Below are 9,764 nucleotides of genomic sequence, written 5' to 3' on the forward strand. Positions count from 1 at the left end.
TCTCCGCCCCTCGCCCGCCCGACCAACTCGGCATCGGAGGCTTCGCTGTCGTCCAGCATCATCGCCGTCATTTGCCTGTTGGACGAAGGCTAATGGCGATTCCTTGGGGCGATGGAAAGATTTTTTTGCGGCAGCCTCCGCACCCTACCCCAAGGTTTCGGCGAACAGCGTGATGAGCCGCTTCCAATGGCGCTCGGCGCCCGCTTCGTCATAGACGCTGTGGTCCTTGACGCACCAGCCATGACCGACGCCGACATAGTTCTCGATCGTGTGGTCGACTTCGGCGACCCTGAGCGCCTCTGCCAGCCGGGCTGATTGCTCCGGCGGAAAGCTGCGGTCCACGCCGGCGACCCCGACGTAGATGCGTGGCTTCATCGACGCCGCCTTCCGGTGCGGGCTGTCGGGCGCATCGCTTGCCAGATTGCCGCCGTGGAAGCTGGCCGCGGCAGCAATGCGGTCGGGATAGGCCGCGGCGGCATTGAGAGCCCGAGCGCCGCCCATGCAATAGCCGACGACGCCGACCGGCCCGTCCAGGCCTTCGGCAGTGAGCGCATCGAGGAAGGCCGCGCTGTCGCGGATGGTCATCTCTTGCGTGGTGCCACCGCTCAGCGCCGTCAGTTGAGCCCTGGTCTTATCCTCAGCAAACGCAGTCTTAGGGTCGAACGGTCCATAGGGCACGCTGCGATAGAACAGATCGGGCACCAGCACGGCATAGCCATGCCCTGCGAGGCGTTCGGCCATATGGTAGAGCGTCGGCCGCGGGCCGAAAATATCCATGTAGAGGATGACGCCGGCCCTGGCCGCCGCCGCCGGTCGGAACAGCCCGGCCTTGGCCTTCCCGTCCCGGGTTTCGATCTCGATCTCTTGCTTGGCCATGCTGCTCTCCGTCGTCTGTCCGCGCGATAGATATCCGGCTGGAGCGGCCCGGCAAGACAATCCCGGAGCCTGGCGTTCAAGATTTCGTGCGGTTGGCCTTCATCTTACAGCCGAGCAAAGGCCGCCATATGAAAGGCCTGCACCTCTGGCGGATAGCGATAGTCCGCCCCGTAGGGACATGCGTTGCGGTCGAGGCAGCCGCTCGTGCGGCACAGGCCGCCTCCGGGGCCGCGCACATGCCCAAGACAGGCTTCATGGGCAAAACCCTGCTCGGAATAGGCATCGACCGGACAGGAATTCATGCAGGGTTTTTCGACGCATGTGTCGCAGAGATGAATCGGTTCTTGAGGTTCGGGGAGGAAAATCTCTTCCTCGAACAGCAGCGCGCCGCGATAGGCATGCCAGAGCCCATACTGCGGATGCATGAGGATGCCGAGCGGCGACGGCTTCAACCCTTCCGCCCGCATCGCCCATTGCTGGAACGGCAGATAGGGCCTGTCGGAGGGCGACACGGCGCGAGCGCCGAACGCTTGCGCCACCGCGCCGATCACCTCCCGCGACCAGGTGTCGAGCGGGTTGACGATCCCGCTGGCCCGCTGCCCGAGCCCGCGCTGGAAGTGCGGCCAGGGTGCGGCGCCGGCCTGCCCAACCAAGAGGGCGGACTTCGCAGGCGCGCCTGAAAGCCCCGCAGGCACGGCTTCGTCACTAGCGAAGCGAAAGCCGCCCCGAAGGATCAGGCCGTGGGCGGCAAGCGCGGCCGCGGTCCCTTCGATCGTGCCGCGCGAAAAAGTCATCCCTTCTTGTCCGGGTCGGAGAACGCGCTCCGCCAGACTTCCTTATGGATGATGTTGGCGACTTTAGCCCGGCCTGACTCGGGCTCCTTTCAAGTGAAGGCGTCGGCCATCGAGGCCTTCTTCCTGTCGATGAAATCCTTCAGTGCCTCGTCAATCGCCGGATCGAGATGCGGTGCCTCGTAGCTTTCCAGCCAGCGGCGGGCGAGCTCGTTGGCGCGCTGCGGCGCTGTCTTTTCGCCTTCGGCCAGCCACTGCTCATAGGAATTGTTGTCGGCGATGTTGGAGCGGTAGAAGGCGGTCTGGAAATTCGCCTGCGTGTGGTCGCAGCCGAGATAGTGGCTGCCCGGACCGACCTGGCGGATGGCGTCCATCGCCTGGCCGTTCTCCGACAGGTCGACGCCCTCGGCGAATTTCTGCGTCATGCCGAGCTGGTCGATGTCCATCATGAATTTCTCGTAGCAGGAGGCGAGACCGCCCTCGAGCCAGCCGGCCGAATGCAGCACGAAGTTGGTGCCGGCAAGGATGGTCGAGTTCAGCGTGTTGGCGCTCTCATAGGCCGCCTGCGCATCCGGGACCTTCGAGGCGCAGAGCGAGCCGCCGGTGCGGAACGGCAGGCCGAGCCGGCGGGCGAGCTGCGCTGCGCCATAGGAAACCAGCGACGGTTCCGGTGTGCCGAAAGTCGGCGCGCCCGACTGCATCGAGATCGACGAGGCGAAAGTGCCGAACAGCACCGGCGCGCCGGGCCTGATCAGCTGCGTGAACGAGGCGCCGGCAAGCACCTCGGCCAGGATCTGCGTCAGCGTTCCGGCAACCGTCACCGGGCTCATCGCGCCGGCCAGGATGAACGGCGTGACAATGCAGGCCTGGTTGTGGCGCGAATAGACTTTCAGCGCGCCGAGCATGGTCTCGTCGAACACCATCGGCGAGTTGGCGTTGATCAGGCTGGTCAGCACCGTGTTGTTCTCGACGAAATCCTCGCCGAACACGATCTTGGCCATCGCCACGGTGTCCTCGGCCCGCTCCGGCGCCGTCACCGAGCCCATGAACGGTTTGTCCGAATAGCGGATATGCGAATAGACCATATCCAGATGGCGCTTATTGACCGGCACGTCGACCGGCTCGCATACCGTGCCGCCCGAATGGTGGATCGACGGCGCCATATAGGCGAGCTTCACGAAATTCTGGAAATCCTCAAGCGTTGCGTAGCGGCGGTTGCCGTCGAGGTCGCGCACGAAGGGCGGGCCGTAGACCGGCGCGAACACCGTTCCCTTGCCCCCGATCTGCACCGAACGCTCCGGATTGCGCGCATGCTGGGTGTAGATCGAAGGCGCGGTCTTGAGCAGCGAGCGGCAAAGCCCCTTGGGAAAATGCACGCGCTCGCCTTTCACATCGGCGCCGGCCTCTTTCCACAGCGCGAGCGCCTCGGCGTCGTCGCGGAAGATGATGCCGATCTCTTCCAGCACCGTGTCTGTGTTCTTCTCGATCAGCGCCAGGCCTTCCTCGTCGAGGACCTCGTAGACGTTGATCTTGCGCTTGATATAGGTGAGCTGGGTGCCCGGACCGCCGCCTGCGCGCGCCGCGCGCCTGGCCGCCGCGCCGCCGCTGGCGCCGCGTCCGCGTCGTCCGCCCGACGCTTCCTGCTCGACTGCCGCGTTATCGCTCATGATCGTTCTTCCTATAGATTTTAGATTTGGGCCTGAATTGGCTGGCGGCCGGTTCGCCGCCGCTTCTTTCCGGATCGTAGCCATGCACCCTATTGGAAACGGCCCGCCAGCGCCAACGCCTGTCGCAAAATCGACAAGAAAACCGCCAACTTTTCAGTCGCTTTCCTTTTGCGGGAAGTCGCAAATCAGCTATGGCTACCTTGCCCTCGCGGGTTAGGTATTGGCGCATCGATTTTTGAGCTGCAGCAAGCATTCCGAGCAGCAAGGAGCCCGAGGAAAAAATGTCCGACGACGAGATCATCCTTTCCGAGCTTTCCGACGAGGAACTCGTGCAGCAGATGCATGACGACCTTTATGACGGGCTGAAGGAAGAGATCGAGGAAGGCACGCATATCCTTCTTGAGCGCGGCTGGCAGCCCTACACGGTGCTGACCGAGGCGCTGGTCGAAGGCATGCGCATCGTCGGCGAAGATTTCCGCGACGGCATCCTGTTCGTGCCGGAAGTGCTGCTCTCGGCCAATGCCATGAAGGCCGGCATGGCCATCCTGCGCCCGCTGCTTGCCGCCACCGGCGCGCCCAAGCAGGGCAAGATGGTGATCGGCACCGTCAAGGGCGACATCCACGACATCGGCAAGAACCTCGTCGGCATGATGATGGAAGGCGCCGGCTTCGATGTCATCGACCTCGGCATCAACAATGCGGTCGAGAAATATCTGGAAGCGATCGAGCAGCATCAGCCTGACATCATCGGCATGTCGGCGCTGCTCACCACGACCATGCCCTATATGAAGGTCGTCATCGACACGATGAAGGAAAAGGGCATTCGCGACGATTACGTCGTGCTGGTCGGCGGTGCGCCGCTCAACGAGGAATTCGGCAAGGCCGTCGGCGCCGACGCTTATTGCCGCGATGCCGCGGTGGCGGTCGAGACCGCCAAGGACTTCATGAAGCGCAAGCACAACGTTCGCGCTTCCGCCTGATCCCAGGGCATCAGGATGGATCGAAAAAAGCCGCGCCTTGCAGCGCGGCTTTTTTGTTCCCAGATGATGATGAGGCTGAACGATCAGTTGGCGACAGTGTCTTTGACCGCCCTCGCCGTCGATTTGACGTCCTTGCCGACGCCTCGAATGGTGTTGGCGCAGGCGGTGAGTGCAAGCGCGCAGGCAAGGATGGCAATCGGCGCGATGCGTAGCAGTTTCATGGGTGTCTCCCTCAACAGATAATTAGCCCCGCAGCGAAAACCGGCTCGACTGGTTCATGGTCAAAACGCAAAAAACGAAACCGAATCAAACAGACAGGCTGCTCGTCATCGCCTGCGGGATGATTGCGCGCGAAGTTTTGGCCGTCAAGCAACAGCTAAAGCTCGATCACCTTGAGTTGACCTGCCTGCCGGCCGAGTTCCACTTCTATCCGGACCGCATCGCGCCGGCCATGGACAAGGCCATCGAAAAGGCCAAAGCGGAAGGCTACAACCACATCTTCGTCGGCTATGCCGATTGCGGCACCGGCGGCATGCTCGACCACGTGATCGAGAAGCATGGCGTGGAGCGCATGGCCGGCCCGCATTGCTTCGCCTTCTACCAGGGCATGGATGCCTATGCGAAGGTCGCCGACGGCGACATGATGTCGTTCTACATGACCGACTTCCTCTGTCGCCAATTCGACGCCTTCTTCATCAAGCCGCTCGGGCTCGACAGGCATCCCGAGCTTATCAAGGACTATTTCGGCAATTACGAGAAGCTGATCTATCTCGCGCAAACCGACGATCCGGATCTCGACAAGGTTGCCGAGAAAGCCGCCGCCATGCTCGGCCTCGCCTACGAGCGCCGCTCGACCGGCTATGGCGATCTGACGAGCGAACTGGCGCGGGCGGCAGCCAACGCTTGAGGCTCGAGCAGGGCTGCTTCAACGGCGGCCAGCGGAACGGACGATCGACTTGCAGACGAAGCCCCCTCGCCTCCGCTGGCAAGCCGGATGACAGCGGCCTGCGAACGGGTAAGTTGTGCCCCCAGCCGACCAAACAGCTATCCCACCCCCCGTTTCGGAAACCCCCCATGATCCCTCCCCTGCTGCTTCCCGCCCTTTGCCTTATGGGCTTCGCCCTGCCCGCCTATGCCGACGGCGAGTTGCAGAAGCTGATCACCGCCGCAGACAAGGCGCGACTGGATAAATATGGCGAAACGCGCAAGGCGGCTCTCGAAGAGGCAAAGGCCGGCGATCCGGCTGAGGTCAAGCAACTCGATGCGCTGCTCTCCAAGCCGCTGGTCGCTTTCTCCGACAAGGATCTGACCGGCAACTGGAAATGTCGCACCATCAAGGCCGGCGGCTTGAGCCCGCTAGTTATCTATGGCTGGTTCAAGTGTAAGGTCACCGGGGACGGCTCGGGTTGGCGGCTGCAGAAGATCAGCGGCTCGCAGCGCACCACCGGTCGCTTCTTCGACGACGGTGAGAAGCGCGCCATCTATCTCGGCTCGTTTTCGGTCAATGACGAAAAGGCCAAGCCCTATGGCAGCGGCGCCGAAAGCGACCAAGTGGGCTATGCCTTCCGCAACAGTGCCACCGAGTGGCGCATCGAATTCCCCGCGCCCTATTATGAATCGAAGCTCGACATCATGGAATTCAAGCGCTGACTGAGCCCGAAAAGTTGCAGAGTTTTCGGACCAGGATCATGCGCGACCATTGGCTCACTAAGGGTTAACCCGCTCTCCCTAGCATGCGCCCGACTTTGAGAGCGGGTGCTTGCCATGGCAACGTCGGAATCCGGTCCGCGGCGGACTGTTGTCGTCACCGAAGGCGGTCCGCATATCTGGGCAATCGTCAACGCCATCGCCGATCGCGTCGGCCCTGTGAGTGTCATCCTCGAAACCCCTGAATCAAAAAAGCGTTTGCTGCTCGGCCGCGCCCGCCGCCAGGGCTGGATCTCGGCCATCGGCCAGCTCGGCACGATGGTGCTGACCAGGCTTGGCAAGCGGTTCTTTGCCGGCCATGCTGCACGGCTGATTGCCGAGGAAAAGCTCGAGACAGAACCTCGCCCGACCCAGACGATCATCCATGTGCCTTCCGCCAACGGTCCGGAATGCCTTCAGGCGATCGAGAAGATCGGGCCGGGCGTCGTGCTCCTCGCCGGCTGCCGGCTGCTGTCGAGGAATATGCTCGCGAAGATGCCTTGCCCGGTGCTCAACTATCACGCCGGCATTGCCCCGAAATATCGTGGCATGAATGGCGGCTACTGGGCGCTGGCCTCCGGTGATCGAGGGAATTTCGGCACCACTGTGCATCTGGTCGATGCCGGCGTCGACACCGGCGGAGTGCTGAAGCAGGCGCGCGGCAAGTCGAAACGCGGCGACACCATCGCCAGCTACGCGCTGCGGCAGGCGGCATTTTCCCGCGACATCTGCGTCCAGGCAGTGGCCGAGGCGCTGGCGGGAAAACTTACGACGATCGATCCCGGCCTGCCCTCGAAACAGTGGTTTCACCCGACGATTTGGTCCTACCTCTGGACCGGCCTGACGAAGCGCGTCTGGTAATCTGCCGGCGTCGGAAATTCAGCACTCGCTTTGCGTCATCGCCAGCGTCGCTTTTGAAGGCGCGCGCGTCGTCCCATAACAAGCGGCACAAGGGCGCATGCGGCAATGCTCCCAACATCGAGGAGTTGAGAATTCATGGCCGATCTGATCGTCGTCTATTGGCGCGATATCCCTGCGCAGGTCATCGTCAAGAAAGGCCGGCAGAACGCCAAGCGCGAGTTGCCGCTGCGCTTCACCGAGGCGATCGACATGTGCGCCATGCGCACCGGCGCCGGCGGCACCGACGATTACCTCGCCGAATGGCGTAAGGCCGATCCGGTTCCGGTCGGCGACGACATCGAAGCCGAGGTCGAGAAGGCCTACCAGGAACTCGATACGAAATATGACCGCGAGCGGCTGGTCGCTCTGGTCAAGGCTGGCGGGAAAGAAAATGTCTGAGAAGCAGCCGGCGGTCACCCAGGCGACCCTGGTCAAGAAGGCGGCGCCGAAGTCCGACTACAAGCCTGCGGACGTGTCGCCGCAACGCCGCGTTCAGCGCACTTTTGCCGTGAGGTTGTGGTCCATCCGCCATTCGCGACTGCTCGAATGGTTTTATGGCAGGTTCGCCGATGTCTTCCTGCTCTTGCATCCTTTGTGGAAGGGCATCGGCTACGGCCGCGTCGAAGCGCCGGTGAAATTCGTCGAGAAACGCGTCAAGGGCTTCATGTTCGACTGCCGCATGTGCGGCCAGTGCGTGCTCTCCTCCACTGGCATGTCGTGCCCGATGAACTGCCCGAAGCAGCTGCGCAACGGCCCCTGCGGCGGCGTACGCGCCAACGGCAATTGCGAGGTCGAGCCGGACATGCCCTGCGTCTGGGTCAAGGCCTGGGAAGGCTCCCGCAACATGAAGCATGGCGACAAAATCCTCACCGTGCAGAAGCCGGTCGATCAGTCGCTGCGCGAAACCTCGGCCTGGCTCAGGGTGACCGCGCAGGCGGCCGCGGCGCGTGAAGCCGCCCAGAACCCGCAGAACCCCGGAGCTTCAGCATGAGCATCCGCCACCAGCGCGACGAGAACCCGGCCGGCGTTCACCTGCCGCTCGATCCCCTGCCCGGCCATTCGTCGCGCGGTCGGTTGGAGCGCGTGCTGCGCCGCGGCGAGTTCGCGGTGACGACCGAGCTCAACCCGCCCGACAGCGCCGACCCTGAAGACGTCTACAACCGAGCCAAGATCTTCGACGGTTGGGTCGACGCCATCAACGCGGTCGACGCCTCCGGCGCCAACTGCCACATGTCGTCGGTCGGCATCTGCGCGCTTTTGACCCGCATGGGCTACGCCCCGATCATGCAGATCGCGTGCCGCGACAAGAACCGCATCGCCATTCAGGGCGACGTGCTGGGCGGGGCGGCAATGGGCGTCGCCAACATGCTCTGCCTCACTGGCGACGGCGTGCAGGCCGGCGATCAGCCGGGCGCCAAGCCGGTCTTCGACCTCGATTCCATGTCGCTGCTCGAAACCATCCGCATCATGCGCGACAACGGCAAGTTCCTGTCCGGCCGCAAGCTGACGACGCCGCCGCAGGTCTTCCTCGGTGCTGCCGTAAACCCCTTCGCGCCGCCTTACGATTTCCGTCCCATCCATCTCGGCAAGAAGATCGCCGCCGGCGCGCAATTCGTGCAGACGCAATATTGCTTCGATGTGCCGATGTTCCGAACCTTCATGCAAAAGGCGCGCGACCTCGGCCACACCGAAAAAGTCTTCATCCTGTGCGGCGTCGGGCCGCTCGCCTCTGCCAAGACCGCCAAATGGATCCGCTCCAACGTGCCGGGCATCCATATCCCCGATGCGGTGATCAAGCGGCTCGAAGGCGCGCAGGACCAGAAGAAGGAAGGCAAGCAGCTCTGCATCGACATCATCAACGAGGTGAAGGAAATTGCGGGCGTCGCCGGCGTCCATGTGATGGCCTACCGCCAGGAAGAGTATGTCGCCGAGATCGTCGATGAATCCGGCGTGCTGAAAGGCCGCCAGCCCTGGAAACGGGAGATCCGTCGCGACGACCAGATCGTCGCGGAGCGGCTCGACCACATACTGCACGACGAGATTACCGAAACCCAGGTCGACATGGTGAAGACCGCGCATTGATGTATGTCGCCCAAAAGTGAGAACCGGTTTGGGGCAACGACATACATGAACTTAAAGTCCAAGGCGCGGCCGGCACCCGTCCGCTTGAACAAGACCAGATAACGATATAAAGAACTCTTTATATCCCGACGGAGAGATTGCATGACCCGCACCATCGTCGCCTCGGCGACCCGAGAAATCGTCATCGGCTTCGATCAGCCCTTCTGCGTGATAGGCGAGCGCATCAACCCGACCGGCCGCAAGAAGCTGGCCGCCGAGATGGTGGCCGGCAACTTCGAGACCGTCATCAAGGATGCGCTGGAACAGGCCGCCTGCGGCGCCACCATGCTCGACGTCAATGCCGGCGTCACTGCCGTCGACCCCAATGCGACCGAGCCGGCGCTTTTGGTGCAGACGCTGGAGATCGTGCAGAACCTGGTCGATCTGCCGCTGTCGATCGACTCTTCGGTGACCGCCGCGATCGAGGCGGCGCTGAAGGTCGCCAAGGGGCGCCCGCTGGTCAACTCCGTCACCGGCGAGGAAGAGAAGCTTGAAGCCATCCTGCCGCTGATCAAGAAATATAACGTTCCGGTCGTCGCCATCTCAAATGACGAGACCGGCATCTCGATGGATCCGGACGTCCGCTTCGCGGTCGCCAAGAAGATCGTCGAGCGCTGCGCCGATCACGGCATTCCCGCGCATGACGTCGTCGTCGATCCGCTGGTGATGCCGATCGGCGCGCTGGGCGATGCCGGCCGCCAGGTGTTCGCACTGCTGCGCCGTCTGCGCGAGGAACTCAAGGT

At 62.9% G+C, this 9,764-nt stretch carries 12 protein-coding genes; 8 read left to right on the forward strand and 4 right to left on the reverse strand.

The annotated features are described in order from the left end of the window. Positions 1-144: 144 nt before the first annotated feature. From EOA75_RS22110 to EOA75_RS22120, 3 genes are all read right to left on the reverse strand, one after another. The gene (locus EOA75_RS22110; RefSeq protein WP_127325152.1) at positions 145-876 is read right to left on the reverse strand and encodes a dienelactone hydrolase family protein; all 732 of its coding nucleotides are present in this window, start codon (positions 874-876) and stop codon (positions 145-147) included. Between the two features lie 104 nt (positions 877-980). Further along, complete coding sequence (locus EOA75_RS22115; protein ID WP_127325153.1) at positions 981-1,670, reverse strand: hypothetical protein; 690 nt, start codon at positions 1,668-1,670, stop codon at positions 981-983. Between the two features lie 89 nt (positions 1,671-1,759). Further along, on the reverse strand, positions 1,760-3,334 hold the full coding sequence (locus EOA75_RS22120; protein WP_066999687.1) for a trimethylamine methyltransferase family protein: 1,575 nt from the start codon (positions 3,332-3,334) through the stop codon (positions 1,760-1,762). Between the two features lie 281 nt (positions 3,335-3,615). Here EOA75_RS22120 and EOA75_RS22125 point away from each other — a divergent pair, with 281 nt between their 5' ends. Then, positions 3,616-4,314 carry a B12-binding domain-containing protein gene (locus EOA75_RS22125; RefSeq protein WP_066999684.1) on the forward strand — a complete coding sequence of 233 codons (699 nt, stop codon included), beginning with the start codon at positions 3,616-3,618 and terminating at the stop codon, positions 4,312-4,314. 83 nt (positions 4,315-4,397) lie between these two features. Here the strand turns inward: EOA75_RS22125 and EOA75_RS22130 are convergent, their stop codons facing one another. Beyond that, complete coding sequence (locus EOA75_RS22130; protein WP_019858698.1) at positions 4,398-4,535, reverse strand: entericidin A/B family lipoprotein; 138 nt, start codon at positions 4,533-4,535, stop codon at positions 4,398-4,400. Between the two features lie 56 nt (positions 4,536-4,591). Between EOA75_RS22130 and EOA75_RS22135 the strand changes: the two genes are divergently transcribed. The 7 genes from EOA75_RS22135 to EOA75_RS22165 form a co-directional block, all read left to right on the forward strand. Then, positions 4,592-5,221, forward strand: coding sequence for a DUF1638 domain-containing protein (locus EOA75_RS22135; protein WP_095825677.1), 630 nt, complete (start codon positions 4,592-4,594; stop codon positions 5,219-5,221). Positions 5,222-5,388: 167 nt separating this feature from the next. After that, positions 5,389-5,964, forward strand: coding sequence for a DUF4893 domain-containing protein (locus EOA75_RS22140; protein WP_127325154.1), 576 nt, complete (start codon positions 5,389-5,391; stop codon positions 5,962-5,964). Between the two features lie 114 nt (positions 5,965-6,078). Then, on the forward strand, positions 6,079-6,861 hold the full coding sequence (locus EOA75_RS22145) for a formyl transferase (RefSeq protein ID WP_095825679.1): 783 nt from the start codon (positions 6,079-6,081) through the stop codon (positions 6,859-6,861). Between the two features lie 135 nt (positions 6,862-6,996). Continuing rightward, positions 6,997-7,299, forward strand: a complete 303-nt coding sequence (locus EOA75_RS22150) for a virulence factor (protein WP_066999671.1) — start codon at positions 6,997-6,999, stop codon at positions 7,297-7,299. Further along, positions 7,292-7,891 carry a methylenetetrahydrofolate reductase C-terminal domain-containing protein gene (locus tag EOA75_RS22155; RefSeq protein WP_066999668.1) on the forward strand — a complete coding sequence of 200 codons (600 nt, stop codon included), beginning with the start codon at positions 7,292-7,294 and terminating at the stop codon, positions 7,889-7,891. Before EOA75_RS22150 ends, EOA75_RS22155 begins: the two co-directional genes overlap by 8 nt. Next, positions 7,888-8,982, forward strand: a complete 1,095-nt coding sequence (locus tag EOA75_RS22160) for a methylenetetrahydrofolate reductase (RefSeq protein WP_127243229.1) — start codon at positions 7,888-7,890, stop codon at positions 8,980-8,982. Before EOA75_RS22155 ends, EOA75_RS22160 begins: the two co-directional genes overlap by 4 nt. A gap of 141 nt (positions 8,983-9,123) precedes the next feature. Beyond that, positions 9,124-9,764, forward strand: a 641-nt coding sequence (locus tag EOA75_RS22165; RefSeq protein ID WP_127325155.1) for a dihydropteroate synthase, incomplete at its 3' end; no start/stop codon positions are given.

Origin of the sequence: Mesorhizobium sp. M1A.F.Ca.IN.022.07.1.1, from assembly GCF_003997575.1 — a bacterium.
In the GTDB taxonomy this organism is placed as follows: domain Bacteria; phylum Pseudomonadota; class Alphaproteobacteria; order Rhizobiales; family Rhizobiaceae; genus Mesorhizobium.

Bases quoted from the DNA above. Each gene is read 5' to 3' on its own strand.
- EOA75_RS22130 (WP_019858698.1), bottom strand. From the start codon at position 4,535: ATGAAACTGCTACGCATCGCGCCGATTGCCATCCTTGCCTGCGCGCTT.
- EOA75_RS22115 (WP_127325153.1), bottom strand. From the start codon at position 1,670: ATGACTTTTTCGCGCGGCACGATCGAAGGGACCGCGGCCGCGCTTGCC.
- EOA75_RS22150 (WP_066999671.1), top strand. From the start codon at position 6,997: ATGGCCGATCTGATCGTCGTCTATTGGCGCGATATCCCTGCGCAGGTC.
- EOA75_RS22135 (WP_095825677.1), top strand. From the start codon at position 4,592: ATGGTCAAAACGCAAAAAACGAAACCGAATCAAACAGACAGGCTGCTC.
- EOA75_RS22125 (WP_066999684.1), top strand. From the start codon at position 3,616: ATGTCCGACGACGAGATCATCCTTTCCGAGCTTTCCGACGAGGAACTC.
- EOA75_RS22160 (WP_127243229.1), top strand. From the start codon at position 7,888: ATGAGCATCCGCCACCAGCGCGACGAGAACCCGGCCGGCGTTCACCTG.
- EOA75_RS22155 (WP_066999668.1), top strand. From the start codon at position 7,292: ATGTCTGAGAAGCAGCCGGCGGTCACCCAGGCGACCCTGGTCAAGAAG.
- EOA75_RS22140 (WP_127325154.1), top strand. From the start codon at position 5,389: ATGATCCCTCCCCTGCTGCTTCCCGCCCTTTGCCTTATGGGCTTCGCC.
- EOA75_RS22145 (WP_095825679.1), top strand. From the start codon at position 6,079: ATGGCAACGTCGGAATCCGGTCCGCGGCGGACTGTTGTCGTCACCGAA.
- EOA75_RS22110 (WP_127325152.1), bottom strand. From the start codon at position 876: ATGGCCAAGCAAGAGATCGAGATCGAAACCCGGGACGGGAAGGCCAAG.
- EOA75_RS22120 (WP_066999687.1), bottom strand. From the start codon at position 3,334: ATGAGCGATAACGCGGCAGTCGAGCAGGAAGCGTCGGGCGGACGACGC.